Origin of the sequence: Streptomyces sp. NPDC051315, assembly GCF_044455165.1 — a bacterium.
GTDB lineage: Bacteria > Actinomycetota > Actinomycetes > Streptomycetales > Streptomycetaceae > Streptomyces.
Genome location: NZ_JBITEN010000023.1, coordinates 41,812 through 66,377, shown reverse-complemented (window position 1 = coordinate 66,377; position 24,566 = coordinate 41,812). Strand labels below are relative to the sequence as shown.

Below are 24,566 nucleotides of genomic sequence, written 5' to 3'. Positions count from 1 at the left end.
TTAGAAGTACCCCTCGCGCTTGCGGTCTTCCATCGCGGCCTCGGACAGCTTGTCGTCGGCGCGGGTGGCACCGCGCTCGGTCAGCCGGGACGCGGCGATCTCCGCGATGACCTGTTCCAGCGTCACCGCGTCCGAGTCGACGGCGCCGGTGCAGGACATGTCACCGACGGTCCGGTAGCGGACTTGCCGCTTCTCGACGGTCTCGCCGTCCTTGGGCCCGCCCCAGTCGCCGGCGGTCAGCCACATCCCGGCCCGCTGGAAGACCTCCCGCTCGTGCGCGAAGTAGATCTCCGGCAGCTCGATGCCCTCGCGGGCGATGTACTGCCAGACGTCCAGCTCGGTCCAGTTGGACAGCGGGAACACGCGGACGTGCTCGCCCGGCGCGTGCCGCCCGTTGTACAGGTTCCACAGCTCGGGGCGCTGACGGCGCGGGTCCCACTGGGAGAACTCGTCCCGCAGCGAGAACACCCGCTCCTTCGCCCGGGCCTTCTCCTCGTCCCGGCGCCCGCCGCCGAAGACCGCGTCGAACTTCTCCGACTGGATCTTCTCCGTCAGCGGCAGGGTCTGCAGCGGGTTGCGGGTGCCGTCCGGACGCTCCTTCAGCACACCCCGGTCGATGTAGTCCTGCACCGAGGCGACGTGCAGCCGCAGGTTGTGCTGCTCCACCGTGCGGTCGCGGTACTCGATGACCTCCGGGAAGTTGTGCCCGGTGTCGACGTGCAGCAGCGAGAACGGCACCGGTGCCGGCGTGAACGCCTTCAGCGCCAGGTGCAGCATGACGATGGAGTCCTTGCCGCCGGAGAACAGGATCACCGGGTTCTCGAACTCGCCCGCCACCTCGCGGAAGATGTGCACCGCCTCCGACTCCAGGGAGTCGAGGTGGCTGAGGGCGTACGGGCTGGCCGTGCCCTCCTCGGCCTTGGCGACGGTCGTCACACCAGTCCCCTTTCGCTGAGCAGCGCGTACACCGACGCCGCGGACTCCTGCACGGTCTGGTTCTGGGACTCGATCCGCAGGTCCGGCGACCCGGGCACCTCGTACGGGTCGTCGACACCGGTGAGCCCGGTCAGCTCGCCCGCCGCCTGCTTGGCGTACAGGCCCTTGACGTCCCGCTCGCTGCACACCTCGACCGGGGTCGCCACGTGCACCTCCAGGTACGCCGTCCCGCTCGCCTCGTGCCGCTTGCGCACCGCGTCCCGGCTGTCGGCGTACGGCGCGATCACCGGCACCAGCGCCTTGACGCCGTTGCGGGCGAGCAGGTCGGCGAGGAAGCCGATGCGCTGCACGTTGGTGTGCCGGTCCTCACGGCTGAAGCCGAGGCCCGCCGAGATGAACTCGCGGATCTCGTCGCCGTCGAGCACCTCGACGAGGTGGCCCTCCTCGCGCAGCCGGCCGGCCAGCTCGTACGCGATGGTGGTCTTGCCGGCACTCGGCAGACCCGTGAGCCAGACAGTGGCTCCGGTCGTCACGTGATTCTCCTGGGTCGTAGTGGTCGCATCGGTCACAGCAGTAGCAGCCGCAGCTGTGGGCGCCGTGTGAGCGACGGTGGTCTTCGTCATCCGTGCAGCCCGCACTCGGTCTTCGCCCGGCCCGCCCAGCGGCCGGCGCGCGCGTCCTCGCCCTCCAGGACCCGGCGGGTGCAGGGGGCGCAGCCGACGGAGGCGTAGCCGTCCATCAGCAGGGGGTTGGTCAGCACGCCGTGCTCGGCGACGTAGGCGTCCACGTCGTCCTGGGTCCAGCGGGCGATCGGGGAGATCTTGACCTTCTGCCGCTTCTCGTCCCAGCCGACGACCGGGGTGTTCGCCCGGGTCGGGGACTCGTCGCGGCGCAGCCCGGTCGCCCACGCCCGGTAGGCCTTCAGGCCCTCCTCCAGCGGCTGCACCTTGCGCAGCTTGCAGCACAGGTCGGGGTCGCGGTCGTGCAGCTTCGGCCCGTACTCGGCGTCCTGCTCGGCGACCGTCCGGCGCGGGGTGAGGGTGATGACGTTGACGTCCATCACGGCCTCGACCGCGTCCCGGGTGCCGATGGTCTCGGGGAAGTGGTAGCCGGTGTCGAGGAACACCACGTCGACGCCCTTCAGCACGCGCGACGCCAGGTGCGCCACCACCGCGTCCTCCATGGAGGAGGTCACGCAGAACTCCTTGCCGAAGGTGTCCACGGCCCACTGCAGGATCTCCAGCGCGGAGGCGTCCTCCAGGTCGCGTCCCGCCTGTTCGGCGAGCGCCTTCAACTCTTCGGTGCTGCGGTCTTCCCGTACCGCCGTCATATCCGGTCCCCTCCCGTGTCGGTGCGCTGAACGCCCCGGGCGAGCAGCCCGAGGAACTTCAGCTGGAATGCGCGGTTGCACGCCGCGCATTCCCAGGCGCCGTGACCCTCCTCGCTCGGCCGAAGATCCTCGTCGCCGCAGTACGGGCAGTAGAAGGGCGCGGCGCGCTCGCTCATGACAGAGCCTCCTCGTCGGCACGGGCCGCCCAGGTGGCGAACCGCTCGCCGTCCTCGCGCTCCGCCTGGAACCGCTTCAGGACGCGCTCGACGTAGTCCGGCAGCTCCTCGGCGGTCACCTTCAGGCCACGGACCTTGCGGCCGAAACCGGCGTCCAGGCCGAGCGCGCCGCCCAGGTGCACCTGGTAGCCCTCGACCTGCTCGCCCCGGTCGTCGAGGACGAGCTGGCCCTTGAGACCGATGTCCGCGACCTGGATACGGGCGCAGGCGTTCGGGCAGCCGTTGATGTTGATGGTGATCGGCTCGTCGAACTCGGGGATGCGGCGCTCGAGTTCGTCGATCAGCAAGGCACCGCGCGCCTTGGTCTCGACGATGGCGAGCTTGCAGTACTCGATGCCGGTGCAGGCCATGGTGCCGCGCCGGAAGGGGGAGGGCTTGGCGGTCAGGTCCAGGGCCTCCAGGGCCTCGACCAGCGGCTCGACCTGCGCCTCCTCGACATCGAGGACGATCATCTTCTGCTCGACCGTGGTGCGTACCCGGCCCGAACCGTGGGCCTCCGCCACCTCGGCGATCTTGGTCAGCGTGGTGCCGTCGACGCGGCCGACGCGCGGCGCGAAACCGACGTAGAAACGGCCGTCCTTCTGCCGGTGCACACCGACGTGGTCGCGCCAGCGCTCCACGGGCTCGGCGGGCGCGGGACCGTCGGACAGCTTGCGCTGGAGGTACTCGTCCTCCAGCACCTGGCGGAACCTCTCCGCACCCCAGTCGGCGACCAGGAACTTCAGACGGGCGCGGGTGCGCAGGCGGCGGTAGCCGTAGTCGCGGAAGATGCCGATCACGCCGGCCCACACGTCCGGGACCTCGTCCAGCGGAACCCAGGCGCCGAGCCGGACGCCGATCTTCGGGTTGGTGGACAGACCGCCGCCGACCCACAGGTCGAAGCCGGGGCCGTGCTCGGGGTGCTCGACGCCGACGAACGCGACGTCGTTGATCTCGTGCGCGACGTCGAGGAGCGGGGAGCCGGAGATGGCCGTCTTGAACTTGCGCGGCAGGTTGGAGAATTCCTTGCTGCCGATGTACCGGCTGTGGATCTCGTCGATGGCCGGTGAGCCGTCGATGATCTCGTCCTCGGCGATACCGGCGACCGGCGAGCCGATGATGACGCGCGGGGTGTCGCCGCAGGCCTCGGTGGTGGACAGACCGACGGCCTCGAGGCGGTTCCAGATCTCCGGCACGTCCTCGATGCGGATCCAGTGCAGCTGGATGTTCTGCCGGTCGGTGATGTCCGCGGTGCCGCGCGCGAACTCCTGCGAGATCTCGCCGATCACCCGCAGCTGCTGCGTGGTGAGCCGGCCGCCGTCGATGCGGACCCGCAGCATGAAGTACTTGTCGTCCAGCTCCTCCGGCTCCAGGACCGCGGTCTTGCCGCCGTCGATCCCGGGCTTGCGCTGCGTGTACAGGCCCCACCAGCGCATGCGGCCGCGCAGGTCGTTCGGGTCGATCGAGTCGAAGCCGCGCCGGGAGTAGATCGTCTCAATGCGTGTCCGCACGTTGAGACCGTCGTCGTCCTTCTTGAACTGTTCGTTGCCGTTGAGCGGGGTGAAGTGACCCGCGGCCCACTGACCCTCACCGCGGTGACGACTCACCTTGCGGCGGGGCGCGGAGGCGGCAGGGTTCTGCGGGGTGGCGGCCATGGTGAATACGTCCTTCGGGACAGCGACGGGGGAGGCTCTGACCTGCGCGTACGGGCGCACGCGGGCAGGCGTGCGCGTCATTGCGCAGGCGGGGGAGGCTGGAGGGGACTGTCGGCGGTGCTGCGGCTCGTCAGCCGGCCGGACAGATGGCGCTGGACATGCGGCCGAGGTCGACGTGCCGCCGACTCACCAAGGCAATTCCAGTTCCAGACATGACGGAAGCGTGTCACGGCGATCTGGACACAGTCCAGCTTCGTCCGCCATGTGGACACCCTTGTCCTGAAGTGTGAGACAAGGGTGGTGTCGGTCACATGCGCTGCACGGTCTCTTGTCCGCGCAGGTCAGGCGGGGTATGCGCCCGGCCAGGGGCCCGGAGCGGGCACCTCGGCCTCCTCCTCGACCTTGGTGTCGAACAGGGTGAACCCACGGCGCAGGTAATTGTCCATGGCGTGCTCGCCGTCCTTGCTGCAGGTGTGCAGCCACACCCGCTTGGTCTGCGACAACCCCGGCCAGCGGGTCGCCAGGTCCCAGGCGCGGGCGGCGCCGTACGACAGCAGGTGGCCGCCGATGCGCCGCCCCCGGAAGGCCGGGATCAGCCCGAAGTAGACGATCTCCACCACACCGTCGTCCTGCGGCTCCAGCTCCACGTATCCCGCGGGCGTGCCCCGGTCGTAGGCGACCCAGGTCTCGACCCCCGGACGGCCCAGGTGCTCCTGCCACCGCGCGTACGTCCAGCCCAGCCGGTCGGTCCAGCGGATGTCGCCGCCGACGGACGCGTACAGGAAGCGGCTGAACTCCGGTGAGGGCACCTCGGAGCGGACGATCCGCACGTCGCCCTCGGGTGCGGCGGCCGGCAGCAGGTCGCCCGGCGCGGTCTGCTCCAGGGACCAGGTGGTCACGGGGATGTTCGTCATGCCGGTCAGAGAATCATCCACCGCGCCGGTCTGTCGATCGGCGGCCGGTCCGCGACCGGGTTGGTCCGTCGATCAGTGACCGGTCCGCGACCGGGTTGGTCCGTCGATCGGCGACCGAGCCTCTACCGGGCCGATCCGTCGATCGAGGCGAGGGGCAGCGAGAACAGCACGCGGTCCGACTGCGTCCAGACCTCGCCGGTCTCCGCCCAGTAGGACAGGGACTCGGTCCGGGGACTCCAGCAGCTGCGGCTGCTGTCGGCGCCGCACGTCGCGGCCCGCGCCCCGCCCGTGTCCTGCCGCCACAGCGTCCCGCGCGTGCCGTCCTCGGCGGCCCCGCGGGTGACGTACCAGGCGGACTCGTGCGCGAGCACACCCCGCACTCCGGTCATGCTCGTCCGGTACGCCTCGGTGGCCCGGACCCGCCCGTCGGCGTCGGCGGCCGGCAGCCCGGCCCGGCCGGGAGCCGTGTCCAGGGCGTACCGCCACAGACGGGCGCCCCGGTCGCCGCCGTCCAGGGTCCACTCCCCGGCGACCAGAGTGTCGGGGGCGGTGCCGCGGTCGAGGGACAGGGCCGTCGGGTGCGGGGCGTCCGCGTCGCCGCTCAGCCGGTAGGAGGCGACGGCGGGCAGCACGTACCGGTAGCCGTGCGCCGACCAGCCGCCGGGCACCCGGCCGATCGCCTCGCCGGTGACGGTGGCGCGCTGGACGCGGTTCACGTCGTACACGTACAGCGCGGTCCGCTCTCCCTCGTCGGCGGTGACCAGCAGCTTGTCCTGGTACCAGACCATGCCCGACACATGGGAGACGAGGCCGCGGTAGTCACGGCCGCCGTCGACCGGTACGGCGAGCAGCGCCCACGTGTAGGTGAGGCGGTTCAGGTTGCCCGCGTCGACGAAGGCGATCCGGGCCAGGCCCCGGTCGGCTGCCGGGCCGGCGCTGCGCGACCAGCCGGACAGGATCACCCGGTGGGCGCCCCACAGCCCGTCGTCGTCAGCGTCGCCCGAGGTGGTGACCGCGCCCGGCTGCCAGCCCTCGGTGTCGTCGGTGTTCCAGCAGTACGCGCGGGTGGCGCCGGGGGAGACGGGCAGCGCCTGCCGCTCCGCGTCCGTGCAGTCGACCGCGTCGCGCAGGGTGCGGTCGGCGCCGCCGAGCACCGCGCCGACCCCGACCGGCGGGCCCATCTCCGCGGCGAGCCGGTCCAGGGAGGCCCGCGGCACCAGGCTCTCCGTCAGCCGCAGCGGGTCCGTGTCGGCGGAGGCGGAGAGCGGCTTCAGGGCCCCGGGGCTGTTCGTGACCGTGGCCTGGGAAGCGCTGATCATGGTGGCGACGGCGGTGAGCGCGAGCGCCGTTCCGGTCAGGAACGCGCGCAGGGCCCTGCCCCGCCTGCGTCGGCGGTGTCGGCCACGATGCTTCATTCGTCCTCCCGAAGGCGGGCCAACTGCGCCGTGTGATCCGTACGTTGACCGAGGAGCAGGTGGGGTGACCCGTAGGGGATGCTACGGCAGTCGACGCGCCCCCGGGACGAAGACCTCGCACATGTACGGAAGACACCGTCATGTAAGGGTTTTCTCCGCGCGAAGGCGGCGGCCGGAGGGCCCTGCGGTACGGAATCCGTAGGCACGGCAGGACATGCCGGGCCACGGCAGGAAAGCCACCGTCATGGCCCTCGATCCACTGGTACGGGATCGAATCCGCCGTCCCGGCATGAAATCCACCGTCCTGGCATCGAATCCGACCTCGCGGCACCGAGTCCACCGTCGCGGCACCGAACCCGCCGTCCCGGCACCGAGTCCACCGTCCCGGCACCGAACCCGCCGTCCCGCACCGAAGCCGCCGTCCCGGCACCCCTTCGCCGTCGGACCGGAACCCCGCCGTCATCGCACGGAACACCCCACGGCGTGGTGCGCCGCCGCCCCCGCGGAACCCGCCCTCACCGCACGGAATCCGTCGTCCGCGCCCCCACCACCGTCGGCGCGGTGGAGTGCGGCAGGAGGTTTCCGAGGTCGTCCGGGAGGAGGACCTCCACCTCCGCGTCCTCGCGGAAGCGATACGGCCGGTGCTCCAGAAGCCCCCCGAGATACCGCCGCACCCGCGACATCTCCGCCCGCACCGTCACCGTCCGACCCGGATCGCCGAACACGTCCGCGGCCAGTCCCGCCGCGCTGCGCCCACCCCGCTGCACCGCCAGCAGATACAGCAGCTCGGCATGGCGGGGACTGAGGTCGTGCGACCACGACCCCGCCCCGCCGCTGACCGTCACCGACCAGCGGCGCGGCCGCGTCACATCCAGCACGATCCGCGTCGCGCCCGTCGGCGGCGGCTCCGTGGCCCGGTCCAGCGCCCGCACCAGCCAGCCTCCCGCCAGCGGCTCCACCGAGCACACCCCCAGCGCCGGCAGCCACCGGCGGCCCCCCGAGGACGACTTGGGCAGCGCGATCCGGCTCGTGTACGGCATCCCGGACACCGCCGCGGTCCAGCCGTCCCGGTCCACCACCGCCGCCCGCCCGCCGAGGCGGGCCAGCACCGGCGCCGCCACCGCCCGCAGCCGCTCCAGCGACCCCAGATGCAGCTCCCGCAGCCTGGCCTCGGCGAGCTTCGCCACCGAGTCGACCCAGGCGAGCGTCGCCGGGTGCATCGTCTCCAGCGGCCCGCTGACGTCCACCACGCCGAGCAGCCGGCCGTCCCGCGGATCGGTGATCGGGGCGCCGGCACACGTCCACGTGGTGTGCGAGCGGACGAAGTGTTCGGCGGCGAACACCTGCACGGGCCGGCGCACCACCGCCGGTGTGCCCACGCCGTTGGTGCCGACGACGGACTCCCGCCAGTCCGCGCCCAGTTCGAAACCGAGCCCGTCCGCCTTGCGCAGCACCGGGGTACAGCCCTCCCGCCACAGCACCCGGCCCTCCGCGTCGGCGACGACCATGATGTGGTGGGCGACGTCCGCGACCGACAGCAGTCCCTCCCGCAGCACCGGCAGCACTTCCCGCAACGGTGACTCCTCCCGCCGCCGCCGCACCTCCTCGGCACTGAGCAGCCCGGCTCTGACATCGTGATCCGGATCGACGCCACCGCGCAGCATCCGCTCCCAGGACTGCTCGATCACGGGACGCGGCGCGACGCGAGCCCGCTGCCCGGCGAGTCTCGCCTCCCGCACCTCACTGAGCATCCGCGCCGCCCGCGCGGCGTCGACGGCCGCGAGTTGCGGCACGGTCATCGGCGACTTCGCCACTGGGGCCTCCCCGGAGAGCGCACAAGCACAGGACCGGATGTCAAGCTCCTGCGCCGACTGTTTCCGGTCTTACTCGAGGTCCCATCTTGCCGTCCGCCCGTGACGGAGGGGCACACTCCGGACACCGTGTCCGACACGTTGCAACCCCCTGCAACCCTGGTCAACATCCACGCGGGGGTCCGAAACTTGTGGCACGCCGTCCCGAGCGGCGTTACTGGCCTCGCAGGGCCATTGCGGCGGGGGTGGTGCCGTGTCGGCGCAGCACCACCCCCGCACCTGTCCGGCCCAGGTCAGGGTAGTGGCCGGGCCCGCTCCACCAGCGCCTGGAGATCCAGCGTGTGGGGCAGCGTCCCGAACGCCGCTCCCGCGTCACCGCCCAGCCGCGACGCACAGAACGCGTCGGCGACCTCCGGCGGCGCGAACCGTACGAGCAGCGCCCCCTGGAGCACCAGTGCGAACCGCTCCGCCAGCCGCCGCGCCCGCGCCTCCGCCCCGTCCAGATCCGCCAGGTCGGTCAACAGGTCCTTGATCGCCGCGTCCAGCCGGTGATCGCCACCCCGTGCCCGACCCACCTCCTGGAGATAGGCGTTCAGTGCCTGCGGCTCCCGCCGCAACGCGCGCAGCACGTCCAGCGCCTGGACGTTGCCCGCGCCCTCCCAGATCGAGTTCAGCGGCGACTCACGCACCAGCCGCGGCATCCCCGACTCCTCCACGTACCCGTTGCCGCCCAGGCACTCCGCCGCCTCCACCGTCACCGGCGTACACCGCTTCGTCACCCAGTACTTCGCGGCCGGCACCGCGATCCGCAGCAGCGCCCGCTCCTGCTCGCCGCCGTCGTCGTAGGCCGCCGCCAGCCGCAGTCCGAGCGTCGTGGCCGCCTCCGTCTCCAGCGCGAGATCGGCCAGAACATTACGCATCAACGGCTTGTCGAGGAGCTTCCCGCCGAACGCCTCCCGGTACGCGCAGTGGTGCGCGGCCTGCGCGACGGCCGCCCGCATCAGCCCCGCCGAACCCAGCACACAGTCCAGCCGGGTCGCCGTGACCATCCCGATGATGGTGGCCACCCCGCGCCCCTCCTCGCCCACCCGGCGCGCCCACGTCCCGTCGAACTCGACCTCGGCCGAGGCGTTCGACCGGTTGCCCAGCTTGTCCTTGAGCCGCTGCAGCAGGAACGGATTGCGGGTGCCGTCCTCCAGCACCCGCGGGACCAGGAAGCACGTCAGCCCCTCCGGGGCCTGCGCGAGCACCAGGAAGGCGTCCGACATCGGCGCCGAGCAGAACCACTTGTGCCCGGTCAGCACGTACGTACCGTCCTCGGCGAGCGGCCGCGCCGACGTCGTGTTCGCCCGGACGTCGCTGCCGCCCTGCTTCTCCGTCATCCCCATCCCGAACAGCGCGCCCGCCTTCCGGCTCGCGGGCCGCAGCTCACGCTCGTAGATCGTCGACGTCAGCCGCGGCTCCCACTCCGCCGCCAGCGCCGCGTCGGCACGCAACGCGGGAACCGCCGCGTGGGTCATCGACAGCGGGCAGCCGTTGCCCGCCTCGACCTGCGTCCACACCACGAAACCCGCCGCCCGCCGCACATGCCCGCCCGGCCGAGCCCAGGCCGCCGTCAGACCGGCCCCGACCCCCTTGCCCAGCAGTCGGTGCCAGGCCGGATGGAAGTCGACCTCGTCGATCCGGTGGCCGTAGCGGTCGTGGGTACGCAACGTCGGCGGGTTCTCGTTCGCCTGCATCGCCCACTCGTGGAGCTGCGCCGACCCCGCGGCCCGCCCCAGAGCGGACAGCTCACCGCTTGCCTCGTCGAGCAGCTCCGGATCCAGATGCCGTTCCACGGCGGCCACCAGGGCCCGGTCGGCGCCGTAGACGTCGTACCCGAGGAGGGGCGGGGGCTGGTTCGTCACAGAGTGCGTGCTGCCTGCCATACCGCGAACGTACCCCCGGCCACGCCGGTCATGGCCCCCGGACACGGGGCCGCCCCGCGCGCACACCGGCCCGGACGCCCGTCACCCGCCATGACGGCGCCCCACCGGAGGTGAGCGCAGCCACGTACGGCGGATACCTTTAGGGCGTGCAGCCAGCAAGTCAGTCATCCGAGCGACCCGAGGGCCCCACCGGGCGTCTCCACCGCGCGCGTGCCCTCTACCGCAACGTCTCCAAACGCAAGACCGCCTGGCTGCTGCTGAAGGACACCGTCAACTCCTGCATCGAGTACCGCATCCTCGGCCTCGCCGCCGAGGCCGCGTTCTTCACCCTGCTGTCCGTGCCGCCGCTGCTGCTCAGCCTCATCGGCCTGCTCGGCTACGTCGACGACTGGACCGGCACCGACACCATCTCCAGCCTCGAGGCCAACCTCCTCGACGCCTCCCGCACCGTCCTGTCCGACAAGGGCGTCGCACAGATCGCCCAGCCGATCCTCGACGACGTCATGAAGGGCGGCCGCCCCGACGTCATCTCCATCGGCTTCCTGTTCGCGGTCTGGTCCGGCTCGCGCGCCGTGAACGTCTTCATCGACACCATCACCGTCATGTACGGCCTCGACGGCGTCCGCGGCATCGTCAAGACCCGGCTGGTGGCGTTCCTGCTGTTCATCGCCGCCCTGCTGATCGGGTCGGTCGCGCTGCCCCTGATGGTCGCCGGACCCGACGCCGTCGTACGGGTCGTGCCCTGGTCGACGACGGTCGTCCAGGTCCTGTACTGGCCGGTCGTGATCGTCCTGTCGATCGCGTTCCTGACCACCCTCTACCACGTGTCCGTGCCCGTGCGCTCCCCGTGGATCGAGGACGTGCCCGGCGCGCTGGTGGCCCTCGCGATGTGGGTGCTCGGCAGCTTCCTGCTCCGCATCTACCTGCAGAACACCATCGAGGGCGCCACCATCTACGGCTCCCTCGCCGCCGCCGTCGCCGTCCTGCTGTGGATCGGCGTGTCCGCGTTCGCCGTACTCGTCGGAGCCGCCGTCAACGCGGCCATCGACCGGGTCTGGCCGGCCGCCGCGACGGCCGCGGCGCGCGCCGCCAACGAACGCCTGCGCCAGGAGGAGGCCGCCGAGTACGTCGCCCGCATGGCCGCCGCCCGCGCCCACGAGGACCCCGACGACCCCGACATGCCGTCCGAGTTCCCCGAACGCTGGTCCCGCTTCCTGCCGCCCGAGGACGTCACGGCCCGACTGCGCACCCACGCCAAGACCTACCCGAAGGGGAGCGGGAGCGGGGAGGAGCCCCCGCCCCCCGACAAGTGAACGCCGCGGGTCACGCCCAGGTGCCCGCCGCGGCGGCCTCCTTCACGAATGCCGCGAAGTCACGCGGCTCCCGCCCCAGCACCTCGCGCACCCCCTGCGTGAGCGACGCGTTGTGGCCGTCGAGCAACTCCTCGAACAACTCCACGAGAAAGTCGGCCTCCCCGGCCGGCACACCGAACCCGACCAGGTGCTCGCGGTACGCACGGGCCGGCACCGGCCGGTACGACAGCTCCCGCCCGACCGCGGCGGCGATCTCCGCGACCGCCTCGCCCCACGCCACCAGCCGCGGCCCCGTCACCTCGATCTCCCGCCGCACCCAGCGGTCGCCCGACGTCAGCGCGGCCACCACCACGTCCGCGATGTCCCGTACGTCGACGAACGGCTCCCGGACCTCCGCGGCGGCCGGAAACACCAGCCCGCCGCCCAGCCGCAGCTCCTCCACCAGCGGTCCCTCGCTGAAGTTCTGCGCGAACCACGCGGCCCGCACGATCGTCCAGTCCGCGCCCGACCCGCGCAGCGCCCCCTCCGTCGGCAGCGCCCGCTCCTCGCCCCGCGCCGACAACAGCACCAGCCGCCGCACACCCAGCGCGACCGCCTCCCGCGCGACCTCGCCGACCGCCCGGGCCGCCTCCGGGGAACCGACGTCCGTCGGATACGCCAGATACGCCGCGTCCGCGCCGCGCAGCACCTCCGCCCACGTCGACTTCTCCCGCCAGTCGAAGCCCGTCGCCCGCGACGCCTCCCGCACCGTCGGCCCCGCGGCCCGCGCGGCACCCGCCACCCGCGCGCCCGTACGACCGGTCGCGCCGGTCACCACCACCGTCATGTCCCGTGCCGTGTCCTGTGTCATGCGCCCAGTCGACTTCCCCCCGCCGCACGGGCCCATCGCTGAACGGCTCATTCCCATAAGCGCGTGTCTACGCTGACGGCATGGACGCTCCCGCCCGCCCGGACGCTACCCCGCCCCCGGTCTCGCCGGAGCGGGAGGGACCCCCGTCGCGCGGGGACCCCCTCGCAGGTCTGCTGGAGGGTCCCCGCGCCCGTGGCGCCCTCATGATCCGGGCGGGTTTCGACCCGCCGTGGGCGGTCCGGGTGGAGGACCGCGCCCCCCTGACGGTGATGCTGGTGGTGCGCGGCGCCGCCTGGGTCGTCCCCGACGAGGGCGAACGGATCCGGCTCACCGCGGGCGACCTCGCCATCGCACGCGGCCCCGGCGCCTACACCTGCGCCGACGACCCCGCCACCGCCCCGCAGGCGCTGATCCTGCCGCACGGACAGTGCGCCCACCCCGACGGGCGGCTGCTGAACGGCTCCATGGACCTCGGGGTACGCGCCTGGGGCGACCGGCTGGACGGCTCCACCGTCGTGTTCATCGGGACGTACATGGGGGACGGCGGGATCAGCGGCCGGCTCCTCGACGCACTGCCGCCGCTGCTGTCCCTGACCTGCGACGTCTGGCAGTGCCCCCTCACACCGCTGCTGGCGGACGAGATCGGCCGCGACGAACCAGGCCAGGAAGTCGTCCTCGACCGGCTCCTCGACCTGCTCGTCATCGCCGCCCTGCGGGCCTGGTTCTCCCGCCCCGAAGCCGAGGCCCCGGCCTGGTACCGGGCGATGGCCGACCCGGTCGTGGGCCGCGTCCTGCGCCTCGTCCAGCACGACCCCGCCCACCCCTGGACCGTGGCGTCGCTCGCCGCGAAGGCCGGCGTCTCCCGCGCCGGCCTCGCCCGGCGCTTCACCGACCTCGTCGGCGAACCCCCCATGACCTACCTCACCGGCTGGCGCCTCGCCCTCGCCGCCGACCTGCTCCGCGACACCGACGACACCATCGCCGCGATCGCCCGCCAGGTCGGCTACGGCAGCGCCTTCGCCCTCTCCAGCGCCTTCAAACGCGTGTACGGCGTCAGCCCGCAGGAACACCGGACCCGGGCGGCGTAGCCTGTCGGCGTGTACCAGGAACGCCCCTCCCGGCTGGCCGGCGCGGTCGTCTGGACCAACACCCCGGCGGGCCCCGGCGCGCGCCCCGTCCTGCCCGACGGCTGCATGGACCTGCTGTGGAACGAGGGCAGACTGCTGGTCGCCGGCCCCGACACCCACGCCCACCGCCCCGACGGCCCGCCCACACCCTGGGCCGGCCTGCGCTTCTACCCCGGCACCGCGCCCGCCCTCCTCGGCGTGCCCGCCCACGAACTCCGCGACCGGCGTGTGGACCTGACCGACCTGTGGCCGGCCGCGGAGGTACGACGCCTGCGCGCCCGCGTCGAGGCCGCCCCGCACCCCGCGACGGCCCTGGAGGACCTGGCACTGGAGCGGGCGGCCCCACCCGACCCCGCACTGCGCCACCTGGTCACCGCCCTGGCCGCGGGCCGCCCCGTCGCCGCCGTCGCCGACGAACTCGGCCTCGGCACCCGCCGGTTGCACCGCCGCTCCCTGACCGCCTTCGGTTACGGCCCCAAGACCCTGGCCCGCGTCCTGCGCCTCCAACGGGCCCTCGCCCTGGCCCGCCAAGGCCTCCCGTACGCGCACACCGCCACCCGCGCCGGCTACGCAGACCAGGCCCACCTCGCCCGCGACGTACGGGAGTTCACGGGGACGACGCTGACGGACCTACTGGGCTAGCGGCGCGAACAGGTCGACGCCGTTGCCGTCGGGGTCGAGCACGACGGCGTACCGCTGTCCCCAGAAGGCGTCCCACGGCTTCAGCTCGCCGTCGTATCCGGCGCCCACCAGTTCCTCGTACACCGCGTCCACCTCGGCGGGACCCTCGCAGCGCAGCGCGAGCGAGGACCGGCCGTCGCCGGACGGCGCCCGCCAGCCGGGACGGAAGGACCGGACGGTCTCCTCGGTGTCCAGCAACAGCCGCAGCCCGCCCGGCAGTCCGGCCTCGGCGTGCGGCTCCCGCTCGGCCCCCTCGGGGAAGGCGAACCCGAGCCGGCGGTAGAAGGCGACGGAGGCGGCCATGTCGGAGACGACCAGGCCGATGGCATCGAATCGTGGAGTCATACGGCCACCGTAGGCAGCGGCCGGGCGGCCGGTCTTGAAGGAATCGGACACCCTCCTCACCCGCCGGGACCTGACCGGCCTCACCGAGCGTGCCCGTTCCGTCGGCCGGGCCGCCGGGCCGGGAACCGCCCCGTTCCGTCAGTCGAACGTCACCGGCCCGTTCGGCGTGTCCACCGTGAACGAGATGCCCACCGGGCCCTCGGCGAGCGGCATCCCGGTACCGAGCGCGGCCAGCAGCGGGCGGATCCCGTCCGGGTCGGGGGCGGTGGCCGACACCTCCAGCAGGGGAAGCACCGGCAGCCCCGAGGCGGACGGATGGACCGTGGCACCCCAGTCGATGAGGAAGGGAACCAGACCGGACGGATGCGGATCCCCGCCGTCGGTCAGCCGCCACTCCAGCAAGGTCCCGTCGGGCCGGCGCCGGCTCATCTCCCGTACGTCGCCGGGGTCGTAGCCGCATGCCCGCGCCGCCACGACCGCACGGTCCAGGTCGGGCGGGCAGATCGCCCACGTGATCGTCCGCGGGGTGTCCAGCCCGTCGACACCGAAGGGCCGCGGACCCGCGGGCGCCGGCTGCCGCGGATCCGGACCGATGATCTCCAGATAGGCGCAGCCGCCCAGCCCCACCAGATGGTTCCGGGTGCCGAGCCCCACGTGCGCCCCGCCGGGGGCGGGCGCCACGCCCGTGCGCCGGGTGAACTCGGCGACCGTGGCCGCCAGATCGGGAGTTGCGAGGACGAGGTGATCGAGCCGGGGAGGAATGGTGTTCATCCCGCCCGAGCCTACGCGCCCCGTCACCGAAAAGGACGCGTCTGTGGAACACCTGTGCGGCAGGATGGCCGCATGATCCGTACGGTCCGCGCCCTGCCGGCGCTGCTGCTGACCCCCGTCCTCCTCGCCGCCTGCGGCACCCAGGACGCGGACGCCGCCGACCCGGCCGAGCTGACCAGCAGGGCCCGGGCCCTCGGCGTCGCCCCGGAACTGGTGCACACCACCGAGGCCCCCGGTTACACCCTCGCCCAGCAGTCCGTCGGCGTGTACGGCGGCGACGGCTTCTCCGCGACCTACGTCTCGCGACGCGACGGCACCCACCTCACCCTCACCGTCGACCGCGGCACGATGACCGCCGGCACCTGCCCGACCCAGCCGCCCGCCGACTCCTCCGGCACCCCCGCGACCTGCACCCGCGACGGTGACGCCTGGTACCGCGGCGGCGCGGGGGGCGCCGAGTACGTCCTGCCGAGGAAAGGGTTCCTCATCCGGATCGGCGGCGAGGGCGTGCCCCGCGACGTCCTGCGCGAGGCCGCCCACCAGGTCCACCGGCCCACCCCCGACGAACTCGACACCCTCCTCCCGCCCGCCCCCGCCGGCGGCACCCCGGTGGAACGCGGCGACCTGCCCCCGGCCGGAGACGGCGCACCCGACAACGACGTGGACGCCGGCGGCTGACCCCCGGCTTCCCCCACTTCCCCTGCTTCCGGGGGCACCCGAAATTTTCGCCCCGCCGACACCCCTGGGCCCCCAACCCCCCGCTGCATAGGGTCAGGGCACATGACCACCCGCCTGCTCGTGTACACCCGCACCACCGACTACCGCCACGACTCCATCCCGGACGCCGTCACCGCCCTACGGTCACTCGGGCAGTACACCGTCGACCACACCGAGGACCCCGCGACCCTCGAAGCCCCGCTCGACGGGTACGCGGCCGTGGTCTTCCTCTCCACCAGCGGCGACGTCCTGACCCCGGCCGGACGCGAACGCCTCGCCGGGTACGTCGAGACCGGCGGCGGGTTCGCCGGCGTCCACGCGGCCGCCTGCACCGAGTACGACTGGCCGTACTACGGCGAACTCCTCGGCGCCCGCTTCGCCCGCCACCCCGACCTCCAGCCCGGCAAGGCCGTCGTCGAGGACCGCGACCATCCCGCCACCCGTCACCTGCCGCCCGTCTGGGACTTCACCGACGAGTGGTACGACTTCCGCACCAACCCCCGCCACCGGGTCCGCGTCCTCGTCACCGCCGACGAGTCCTCCTACGACGGCGGCGGCATGGGCACCGACCACCCCCTCGTCTGGTGCCGCCGGCACGGAGCGGGCCGCGTCTTCTACACCGCCCTCGGCCACACGGCGCAGGCCTACCGCGACCCCGACTTCCTCGCCCACCTGCGCGGCGGAATCGACTGGGCGGCCGGAACCGAGGAGCGACAAGCCGGCCAGTGACGTTTCTGCGGTGAACCGCTTGCGCCATCGGGGTGAGTGACACCCGCACGGGGACGGCACCGTACCCCGCCACGGAGATCCTCTTGTCCCGGTACAGGCACAGCAGGAGGAGCCCGGACGTTGACCTACGGAACCAAGCTGCGCGAGCGGATCGCCGAACCCGGCACGACCCCGCTGATCGGCGTGTCCAGCACTACGACGCGATGTTCGTCTCCGGCTTCGGCTTCGCCGCCTCCTACTACGGACTGCCGGACATCGGCTTCATCGCCTGGCCGGACATGACGGCCTTCGTCCAGCGGCTGCGGGGTGCCTTCCCGGACCACCACCTCCTCGTCGACATCGACGACGGCTACGTCGACCCGGAGGTCACCTGCCACGTGATCGACAGCCTGGAGCGCATCGGGGCGTCCGGGGTGGTCCTCGAGGACCAGAAACGGCCCCGCCGCTGCGGCCACGCCGACGGCAAGCAGGTGCTGCCGCTGCCCGAGTACCTCGCCAAGCTGGAACTCGTCCTCGCCGCCCGCCGCGACCTCCTCGTCGTCGCCCGCACGGACGCCACCGACGAGACCGACATCCTGCACCGCGCCGAGGCCCTCGCCGCCACCGACGCGGACGTCGTCCTCGTCGACGGAGTGCGCAGCACCGCCCACATCCGCCGCATCCGCGACGTGATCGGCGACAAGCCCCTGCTGTTCAACCAGATGGCCGGCGGCACATCCCCCCGTCTCTCCCTCACCGAACTGAACGACCTCGGCGTCGACGTCGCCATCTACAGCACCCCCTGCCTCTTCGCCGCGCACGAGGCCGTGCACACCGCCCTCACCGACCTCCGCCGCACCGACGGCCGCCTCCCGGAGGCCGACGGCACGAACGGCGTCGGCGTACGCACCGCCACCCGGCTGCTGGAGCGCAACGTCGCGCGGCTGCGGGCGGGACGGGAGCGAACGCGGGCGTGAGCCGCGCAGCCGGGGCCCGCGGCCGGGAAGGCGGGTGACCCGCCGTGCGTGCGGCGGTGGCGGGCGGAGGGGCCGGCCCGTCACCGCCCGGGCGGGGCCGTGCTCGCGCGCTCCACCAACCGTGTCGACAATTCCGTCCGCGTCCCCTCCGGACGCTCCCCGTCCATCATCCGCACCAGCAACCGCAAGGCCGTCGCCGCCATCTCGGCCAGCGGCTGACGGACCGTGGTCAGAGCCGGGCTGGCCCACCGCGACTCCGGCAGGTCGTCGAAACCCACCACGCTCACATCGTCCGGAACCCGCAACCCCCGCTCCGCCACCGCCTCGTACACCCCGAGCGCCATACGGTCGGAGCACACGAACACGGCCGTCGGCGGCTCCGGCAGATCGAGAAGCTCACGCATACGCCGACGGGCGACCGTCTCGTCGAACCCACCGTGCCGGACGTACTCCGGACGGTGCCCCACGCCCGCCGAGGCCAGCGCCGAACGGTAGCCCGCCACCCGGGCGTCGCTGCACATCCTGCGCCGCGCGCCGGCGATCACCGCGATCCGCTCATGCCCCAGCGCCAGCAGATGCTCGGTCGCCGTCACCCCGCCCTGCCAGTTCGCCGCGCCCACCGACACCACGCCCGGCGGCGGCTCGACCACCGGATCGATCATCACGAACGGGATGCGGTGCTGCTCCAGCCACAGGTACTGGGACTCCGTCAACTCGGCCAGGTTGAACAGCACGCCCGCCGAACCCCGCGCGGTGAGCTTGTCCAGCCAGCCGCGCTGCGGGCGGCCCGCCCGGGTGCGGGAGAGCGCCGCGGAGACCACCACGTCCAGACCGGCGTCGTGCGCCGCCTCCTCCACACCGTGCAGCACCGCACCCGACCAGGAGCTCTCCAGCGAGTGCACGACGAGGTCCACCAGCCGGGGCGGCTTCGTCGCGTCGAAGCGCGGTCTGCGCACATATCCGAGCCGGTCCAGCGCCTCCGTGACACGGCGTCGGGTCTCCGGAGCCACGTCCTCGCGGCCGTTGACCACCTTGGAGGCCGTCGGCACGGACACCCCCGCCTCACGGGCCACGACCGCCAGCGTCGGTCCGGCCGTCACGCTCGCACTCGCCGTGCGGACCATCGGGAACCACCTCTCCGGCCCGCCCGAGGGCCAGCGAAAGTTCGACCACCGCCCTTTTCGGAGCCGTCCCTGACCGACGGCTCGCAGAAAGCGCTTGCTATCCTAGGTGTGCCCTCAGCGTGACGGGAAGACACCGGGAGTGGCGGATGGTGCCCCCGTGACGCGCCGCGACTCGCGCGACTCTCAACTCCGGGCCGAGGGCGGCGTGCCCCTCGGCCCCGGCCCCCGGCAGGACGATCGGCCGGACGGCCCGCGCCTGTCCGCTACCGCCGCCTCGGCGGCCGCACCGAGTCCCGTACGACCACATGGGTGCCCAGCACCAGGTCCTCGCGCTCCCCGCCGCCCTTGCGCCGGCCCCCCGGCCGGGCTCCCTCCCACCGGTCGGCCACGGCGCGCAGGGCGACCCGGCCCATCTCCTCGTACGGCACGTGCACCGTGGTCAGCTGGGGGGTGAGCTGCGAGGCGAGCGGGATGTCGTCGTAACCGACGAGCGACACGTCGTCCGGCACCCGCAGGCCCGCCGCGCGCAGGGCCCGCAGGGAACCGGCGGCGACGACGTCGGTGCCGGCGAGCACGGCGGTGAAGTCCGGCGTGTCGCGCAGGGCCGCTTCCACGGCCGCGTACCCGTACCCGTCGTCGTACGGGCCGTGCCGCACCAGGCCCCGGTCGAACGCCACCCCGTACGCCTCGAAGGCGCGCGTCACCCCCCGCAACCTGCCCTGCGCCGTGGTCAGCCCGGCGGGCCCCGGCAGGACCAGCACACGGCGGTGGCCCGCGGACAGCAGGTGGCTCGCCATGGCGTAGGCGCCGGACTCGTTGTCGTAGTCGACCGTTGTGGCCGGGACGTCACCCTCCAGCGGTGGCCGGCCGACCAGGACGAGGTGTGAACCCGCTGCGTCGAGGGACCGCGCGAAGCGGCCCATGCGCAGCTGGTACTCGTCGAAGTCGGACGCCCCGCCGAGCAGGACGACGGCGGCCACGCCCTGCTGGCGCATGAGGTGGACGAGGGTGAGTTCACGGTCGGGGTCGTCGCCGGTGGTGCCGACGAGGGACAGCCAGCCGCGCAGGGAGGCCGCTCCCTCGACGCCCCTCGCCACGTGCGCGAACGCGGCGCCGGTGATGTCGTTGAGGAGGATCGCCACCGTCGGTGTGCCGCCCCCGGCCAGGGAGCGGGCGTGCGCGTTGGTGACGTAGTCCAGGTCGCGGACCACCTCCATCACCCGGCGGCGCAGGTCCTCGGAGACCGGGTAGGTGCCCGACAGCACGCGTGAGACGCTCGCCACGGACACGCCCGCGCGCTCCGCCACGTCCCGGATGGTCGCCCGGCCGGCGTCACCGGTCATCCTGCGCCGACTCACCGCTGTGGCTCCTTCACCCTCGTCCCCCGCTCACCGGGCGGGCCGGGGCCCGGTCCCACGCCGGTGCGAAAACCGTAGCCGATCGTTCCCCCAGGTCGCGTGGCCTGTGGACAACGGTCGGGGAGGGTCCGTGGACAACGGCGGGGGAGGGCCGGGGGCCCCGCGTCAGGCCACCCGGGCCAGGTCCGCGTGGCGCACCTCGTGGGCCAGGGGCAGGCCCTCGGCCAGCCGTTCCAGCTCCTCGACGACGATGCGGCCGAGCCGCTCCAGCTCGTTGCCGAGGGAGCCCGCGATGTGCGGGGTGAGGAAGACGTTCGGGAGCCGGTAGAGAGGGGACTCCGCGGGCAGCGGCTCGGGCTCGGTGACGTCGAGAACGGCGTGCAGCCGGCCGGAGACCAGCTCGTCGGTGAGGGCGGCGTGATCGACCAGGGCGCCCCTCGAGGTGTTGACCAGGACGCCGCCGTCGCGGATCAGGGCGAGCCGGGCCCGGTCGAGCAGGTGGTGGGTCTCGGGAATGTCGGGCGCGTGCAGGCTGACGATGTCGCTGTACCGCAGCAGGTCCTCCAACGGCAGCAACCGGGCGCCCAGCTCGGCGGCCTCCGCGGCGTCGAGGTACGGGTCGTGCAGCAGGACCTCGAAGTCGTGCGGCCGCAGCAGTTCCAGCAGACGGCGGCCCACCCGCGAGGCGCCGATGACGCCGACGCGGCGGCCGAGGTTGCCGGTGGCCGCGGTCTCGGCGGGCACGGGGTGGGCGTGGGTGCGGCGGAAGCGCTCGCGGTGCGTGAAGGCGTCCTTCCCGGCGAGCAGGATCATCGCGAGCGTGTACTCCGCGACGGGCACGGCGTTGCCGGTGACCGCGCTGGAGACGGTGATCCCGTGGCTCCACAGCGGCTCGCCGATGAGGGCGCGGACGGAGCCGGCGGCGTGCAGCACGGTACGCAGCCGGGGTGCCGCGGTCAGCGTGCCCGCGTCCAGGTGGGGGCAGCCCCAGCCGGTGATCAGGACATCCGCGCCGGCCAGTGCGGACGCGGCGGCGGGGTCGGTGACGTCCCGTACGACGAGCGCCGGGTCGATCTCGGCCGTCCGCCGCAGCCGGGCCAGGAGCCGCGCGGGGAACAGCAGGGGCAGATGCACCGGATCCATGGCGAACACGGCCCTGGGCAGCTGGGCGCTGGGCATGACTCTCCTGCGGTGCCGGGGAACGCTTTCTGAAAGCGCCTTCTAACGTAAGTCCGGGTGGAGGGCCGGTCAATCGGTCGGCCGGACCGCCTGGGAGGGAACCTCCGGGACCGGGAGGACGGGCACCGGCGAGGGCCGCGGCCGGCTCGGCCGCGGCATCCTCGGGTAGGCCGAACAGCCCTGCGGGAGGCTCGTGCACCGGAATACCGGGCGCCCCTGTGGTGCTCTTGTCCTACCGGTGCACGAGCGCGGTGAAGGGCTGGTGGGCAGATGACGGCAGACAGGACGGACCCCGTGGCCAGCCCCCGGACTGACCCGGTGGCCCGCACCCCGTACGGCGCCGTACGCGGCCGGTACGAGCACGGCGTCGCCGTCTTCCGGGGGATCCCCTACGCGGCACCCCCCTTCGGCTCCCGCCGGTTCCGGCCGCCGGAGCCCCCCGAGCCCTGGGACGGGGTGCGCGACGCGGGCGCCTTCGGGCCGACGGCGCCGAAGCCGCCGTACTCCGAGGCCTTCGCGCAGTACCTGTCCGACCCGGTGGTGCCGGGGGACGACTGTCTCAACCTCAACGTGTGGACACCCGAGCCCGGGCCGGGCGGCCGGCTGCCGGTCCTGGTGTGGCTGCACGGCGGGGCCCTGACCAGGGGGTCGTCGGCGGTGCCGGTGTACGACGGGCGGCACTTCGCCCGCGACGGGATCGTGTTCGTGTCCGTCAACTACCGGCTCGGCGTCGAGGGGTACGGGCTGTTCCCGGGCGTCCCCGCCAACCCCGGCCTGCGCGACCAGCTCGCCGCGCTGCGCTGGGTGCACGAGTCGATCGAGGCCTTCGGCGGCGACCCCGCGCGGATCACCCTGGCCGGGCAGTCCGCGGGCGCCATCAGCGTCGGCGCCCTGCTCGCCGCCCCGCCGGCGCAGGGCCTCGTCCGGCGGGCCGTCCTGCAGAGCGGCCCGCCGGAGGCCTTCGAGCGGGACAAGGTGCGGCGCATGGTCCGCCGCATGGCGAACCGGCTGAGGATTCCGGCCACCGCGGAGGCGTTCGCGGCCGTCGACCGAGACCTGCTGCTGCGCACCCAGGCCGAGATCAGCCGGCTGAGCAGCCCGGTGCTGGGCGGCCCCGCCTTCGGCATCGTCATCGACGGCGACCTCGTGCCGCGCGACCCCCTCCAGGCGCTGGTCGACGGCGACGCGGCCCGCGGCACCGACCTGCTGCTGGGCTGGACCCGCGACGAGTACCGGCTGTGGCTGGTCCCCGGCGGCCTGCTGGAACGCGTCGACCGCCTCGGCGCCGTCGCCCTGGTCGGCGCCATGGCCCGCTGCCGCTGCGGCCACGAGGTACCGCGCGGCTACCGGGCCCTGCACCCCGGGGCCGGCACCGCCGAGACCGTCGGCCAGATGGTCACCGATCATCTGCTGCGCCGGCCGTTGCAGTGCCTGGCCGACGCCCGCCCCGGCTCGTCGTACGTGTACGAGTTCGCCTGGCCGTCACTGCGGCCCGGCCTCGGCTCCTGCCACGCCCTGGAGCTGGGCTTCGTCTTCGACACCGGGGACGTGCCCGACTCCGCGAAGCTCGCCGGCGAGGGCGCCCCGCAGGAACTGGCGGACGCGATGCACGGGGCGTGGGTGCGGTTCGCGGCCACGGGCGACCCCGGCTGGCGGGCCTGGGACGCGACGCATCCGGTCCGCGTCTTCGGCGACGGCGACGGGATCGCCCGTACGGCACACGGTCCACGGGATCGCGAACTCGCGCTGTGGACGACCGCCCCGACGAGCGCCGGACCCGGCCTTCCCGCCTCCCCCGACCCACTGATCGCCCGGCCCCCGCGCGCCACCGAACTGCGCTCGGCGGTGCGCCGCCTGCGCCGCGTGGGGGGAGCCCGCCGCCACTGACGGCCCTGCAGCCCCCCCCGTACGGGGTTCCGCCACCGTGGACGGCGCTGTCGCTCTCCGTACGGGTCTCGCCGTCGTCGACGGTGCTGTCGCTCGCCGTACAGGGTTGCGCCGCCGTGGAGGGTGCTGTCGCTCTCCGTACGGGGTTGCGCCATCGTCGCGGTGCTGTCGCTCTCCGTACGGGCGTTCCGACGCCGTCGACAGTGCTGCCGCTTCTCGTGTGAGGCCCTCGCCCGTGCGGCCCTCGGGTGGAGAGCGGCGCCTCGCCCGTGCCGCGGTCGGCGGACGGTCAGGCCGTCGTCAGCGTCCGGGCGATCGAGGCGACCGCCTCCGGACCCACCCGGCAGCAGCCGCCGATCAGCCGGGCGCCCGACTCCCGCCAGCCGAGGACCTGTTCCGGGGCGAAGGTGGAGCGGCCGTTCCAGGCGCGGGCCTCGGCGTCCCAGGCCTCTCCGCTGTTGGGGTAGACCACGACCGGCTTGCCCGTCACCCGCACCGCGGTCGCCACGGCCTGCTCGACGTCCTCGGGGGCACAGCAGTTCACGCCGACCGCGATCACCTCGTCCACGTCGGCGGCCAGGGCGAACGCCTCCTCCAGCGGCTGCCCCGCCCGGGTACGGTCCCCGGCGACGCTGTACGAGAGCCAGGCCGGCACCCCGAGCCCGCGCACCGCCCGCAGCAGCGCCTTCGCCTCGTCGGCGTCCGGCACGGTCTCCAACGCGAGCGCGTCGGGGGCGGCGGCCGCCAGCACCTCGAGGCGGGGCCGATGGAAACGTTCCAGCTCGTCCACGGTGAGCCCGTAGCGACCGCGGTACTCGGAGCCGTCCGCGAGCATCGCCCCGTACGGCCCCACCGAGGCCGCCACCCACAGCGGGTGGGTGACCCCCTTGTCCCGCGCCTGCCGGGCGGCGTCCCGGGCCAGTTCCACGCTCAGCGCGAGCAGCCGGGCCGCCTCCTCGCGGCCGATCCCGCGCTGGGCGAAGCCCTTGAAGGTGGCCTGGTAGCTGGAGGTGATCGCCACGTTCGCGCCCGCCTCGAAGTAGGCGAGGTGCGCCTCGGTGATCGCCTCGGGCCGTTCGGCGAGCAGCCGCGCCGACCACAGGTCGTCGCTCAGGTCGTGCCCGGCCGACTCCAGTTGGTTGGACATGCCGCCGTCGAGGACGACGGCACCGGAGGCGAGCGCCTCGGTGAGGGTCCGGTCCTGCGGGGAAGGGGTGTCGCTGGTCATGACCCGACGCTAGTCGACGTGACGGGGGACGGCCCCGGCGCGTCCAGGTTGTGAACTGGACGTTCACGATGTGGGACGCCCGACGGGTGCGGGCGCG

23 protein-coding genes and 1 pseudogene are annotated in these 24,566 nt (G+C 73.4%); 7 read left to right on the top strand and 17 right to left on the bottom strand.

The genetic code is table 11. The features are described from left to right. From cysD to ACIBBD_RS33370, 10 genes are all read right to left on the bottom strand, one after another. On the bottom strand, window positions 1-936 hold the full coding sequence (gene cysD, locus ACIBBD_RS33415) for a sulfate adenylyltransferase subunit CysD (protein WP_399423319.1): 936 nt from the start codon (window positions 934-936) through the stop codon (window positions 1-3). Then, window positions 933-1,559: an adenylyl-sulfate kinase gene (gene cysC / locus ACIBBD_RS33410; protein ID WP_399423318.1), complete on the bottom strand. Its 627-nt coding sequence runs from the start codon at window positions 1,557-1,559 to the stop codon at window positions 933-935. The genes cysD and cysC overlap by 4 nt, the downstream gene beginning before the upstream one ends. Further along, entirely contained in the window at window positions 1,556-2,266 is a 711-nt protein-coding gene (locus tag ACIBBD_RS33405; RefSeq protein ID WP_399423317.1) for a phosphoadenylyl-sulfate reductase, read from the bottom strand. Before ACIBBD_RS33405 ends, cysC begins: the two co-directional genes overlap by 4 nt. Next, window positions 2,263-2,442, bottom strand: coding sequence for a hypothetical protein (locus ACIBBD_RS33400; protein ID WP_189939785.1), 180 nt, complete (start codon window positions 2,440-2,442; stop codon window positions 2,263-2,265). The genes ACIBBD_RS33405 and ACIBBD_RS33400 overlap by 4 nt, the downstream gene beginning before the upstream one ends. Beyond that, window positions 2,439-4,136, bottom strand: a complete 1,698-nt coding sequence (locus ACIBBD_RS33395; RefSeq protein WP_399423316.1) for a nitrite/sulfite reductase — start codon at window positions 4,134-4,136, stop codon at window positions 2,439-2,441. The genes ACIBBD_RS33400 and ACIBBD_RS33395 overlap by 4 nt, the downstream gene beginning before the upstream one ends. A gap of 130 nt (window positions 4,137-4,266) precedes the next feature. Beyond that, complete coding sequence (locus ACIBBD_RS33390; protein ID WP_309500612.1) at window positions 4,267-4,350, bottom strand: putative leader peptide; 84 nt, start codon at window positions 4,348-4,350, stop codon at window positions 4,267-4,269. 127 nt (window positions 4,351-4,477) lie between these two features. Further along, on the bottom strand, window positions 4,478-5,050 hold the full coding sequence (locus ACIBBD_RS33385; protein WP_399423315.1) for a GNAT family N-acetyltransferase: 573 nt from the start codon (window positions 5,048-5,050) through the stop codon (window positions 4,478-4,480). 122 nt (window positions 5,051-5,172) lie between these two features. Then, window positions 5,173-6,465: a hypothetical protein gene (locus tag ACIBBD_RS33380; protein WP_399423314.1), complete on the bottom strand. Its 1,293-nt coding sequence runs from the start codon at window positions 6,463-6,465 to the stop codon at window positions 5,173-5,175. 515 nt (window positions 6,466-6,980) lie between these two features. Next, window positions 6,981-8,264 (bottom strand): GAF domain-containing protein, encoded by a 1,284-nt coding sequence (locus ACIBBD_RS33375; protein WP_399423380.1) that lies wholly within the window; start codon window positions 8,262-8,264, stop codon window positions 6,981-6,983. 305 nt (window positions 8,265-8,569) lie between these two features. Next, entirely contained in the window at window positions 8,570-10,204 is a 1,635-nt protein-coding gene (locus ACIBBD_RS33370; RefSeq protein WP_399423313.1) for an acyl-CoA dehydrogenase family protein, read from the bottom strand. A 146-nt stretch (window positions 10,205-10,350) separates the two neighbouring features. On the opposite strand from ACIBBD_RS33370, the gene ACIBBD_RS33365 reads away from it, so the two are divergent. Next, window positions 10,351-11,517, top strand: a complete 1,167-nt coding sequence (locus tag ACIBBD_RS33365; RefSeq protein WP_399423312.1) for a YihY/virulence factor BrkB family protein — start codon at window positions 10,351-10,353, stop codon at window positions 11,515-11,517. Window positions 11,518-11,527: 10 nt separating this feature from the next. Here the strand turns inward: ACIBBD_RS33365 and ACIBBD_RS33360 are convergent, their stop codons facing one another. Continuing rightward, window positions 11,528-12,367: an NmrA family transcriptional regulator gene (locus tag ACIBBD_RS33360; protein ID WP_399423311.1), complete on the bottom strand. Its 840-nt coding sequence runs from the start codon at window positions 12,365-12,367 to the stop codon at window positions 11,528-11,530. 80 nt (window positions 12,368-12,447) lie between these two features. Here ACIBBD_RS33360 and ACIBBD_RS33355 point away from each other — a divergent pair, with 80 nt between their 5' ends. Next, the gene (locus tag ACIBBD_RS33355; protein ID WP_399423310.1) at window positions 12,448-13,455 is read left to right on the top strand and encodes an AraC family transcriptional regulator; all 1,008 of its coding nucleotides are present in this window, start codon (window positions 12,448-12,450) and stop codon (window positions 13,453-13,455) included. A gap of 9 nt (window positions 13,456-13,464) precedes the next feature. After that, window positions 13,465-14,136: a helix-turn-helix domain-containing protein gene (locus tag ACIBBD_RS33350; protein WP_399423309.1), complete on the top strand. Its 672-nt coding sequence runs from the start codon at window positions 13,465-13,467 to the stop codon at window positions 14,134-14,136. On the opposite strand, the gene ACIBBD_RS33345 is transcribed toward ACIBBD_RS33350, so the two are convergent. Together ACIBBD_RS33345 and ACIBBD_RS33340 are read right to left on the bottom strand one after the other, a co-directional pair. Next, window positions 14,125-14,520, bottom strand: a complete 396-nt coding sequence (locus ACIBBD_RS33345) for a VOC family protein (RefSeq protein WP_399423308.1) — start codon at window positions 14,518-14,520, stop codon at window positions 14,125-14,127. The genes ACIBBD_RS33350 and ACIBBD_RS33345 overlap by 12 nt on opposite strands. A gap of 138 nt (window positions 14,521-14,658) precedes the next feature. Beyond that, on the bottom strand, window positions 14,659-15,291 hold the full coding sequence (locus ACIBBD_RS33340) for a VOC family protein (protein ID WP_399423307.1): 633 nt from the start codon (window positions 15,289-15,291) through the stop codon (window positions 14,659-14,661). Between the two features lie 72 nt (window positions 15,292-15,363). Here ACIBBD_RS33340 and ACIBBD_RS33335 point away from each other — a divergent pair, with 72 nt between their 5' ends. From ACIBBD_RS33335 to ACIBBD_RS33325, 3 genes and pseudogenes are all read left to right on the top strand, one after another. After that, window positions 15,364-15,969: a hypothetical protein gene (locus ACIBBD_RS33335; RefSeq protein WP_399423306.1), complete on the top strand. Its 606-nt coding sequence runs from the start codon at window positions 15,364-15,366 to the stop codon at window positions 15,967-15,969. Window positions 15,970-16,071: 102 nt separating this feature from the next. Further along, window positions 16,072-16,737, top strand: a complete 666-nt coding sequence (locus tag ACIBBD_RS33330; RefSeq protein ID WP_399423305.1) for a ThuA domain-containing protein — start codon at window positions 16,072-16,074, stop codon at window positions 16,735-16,737. Between the two features lie 120 nt (window positions 16,738-16,857). Next, window positions 16,858-17,693: pseudogene (locus ACIBBD_RS33325) on the top strand (oxaloacetate decarboxylase). An 80-nt stretch (window positions 17,694-17,773) separates the two neighbouring features. On the opposite strand, the gene ACIBBD_RS33320 reads toward ACIBBD_RS33325, so the two are convergent. The 3 genes from ACIBBD_RS33320 to ACIBBD_RS33310 all read right to left on the bottom strand — a co-directional run bounded on the left by ACIBBD_RS33320 (window position 17,774) and on the right by ACIBBD_RS33310 (window position 21,354). Next, window positions 17,774-18,817 (bottom strand): LacI family DNA-binding transcriptional regulator, encoded by a 1,044-nt coding sequence (locus tag ACIBBD_RS33320; RefSeq protein WP_399423304.1) that lies wholly within the window; start codon window positions 18,815-18,817, stop codon window positions 17,774-17,776. 263 nt (window positions 18,818-19,080) lie between these two features. Then, window positions 19,081-20,160, bottom strand: coding sequence for a LacI family DNA-binding transcriptional regulator (locus ACIBBD_RS33315; RefSeq protein WP_399423379.1), 1,080 nt, complete (start codon window positions 20,158-20,160; stop codon window positions 19,081-19,083). Between the two features lie 180 nt (window positions 20,161-20,340). Then, window positions 20,341-21,354 carry a hydroxyacid dehydrogenase gene (locus tag ACIBBD_RS33310; protein WP_399423303.1) on the bottom strand — a complete coding sequence of 338 codons (1,014 nt, stop codon included), beginning with the start codon at window positions 21,352-21,354 and terminating at the stop codon, window positions 20,341-20,343. Window positions 21,355-21,624: 270 nt separating this feature from the next. Between ACIBBD_RS33310 and ACIBBD_RS33305 the strand changes: the two genes are divergently transcribed. Then, window positions 21,625-23,241: a carboxylesterase/lipase family protein gene (locus ACIBBD_RS33305; protein WP_399423302.1), complete on the top strand. Its 1,617-nt coding sequence runs from the start codon at window positions 21,625-21,627 to the stop codon at window positions 23,239-23,241. 289 nt (window positions 23,242-23,530) lie between these two features. Here the strand turns inward: ACIBBD_RS33305 and mmuM are convergent, their stop codons facing one another. Beyond that, on the bottom strand, window positions 23,531-24,469 hold the full coding sequence (gene mmuM / locus ACIBBD_RS33300; protein ID WP_399423301.1) for a homocysteine S-methyltransferase: 939 nt from the start codon (window positions 24,467-24,469) through the stop codon (window positions 23,531-23,533). Between the last annotated feature and the right edge of the window lie 97 nt (window positions 24,470-24,566).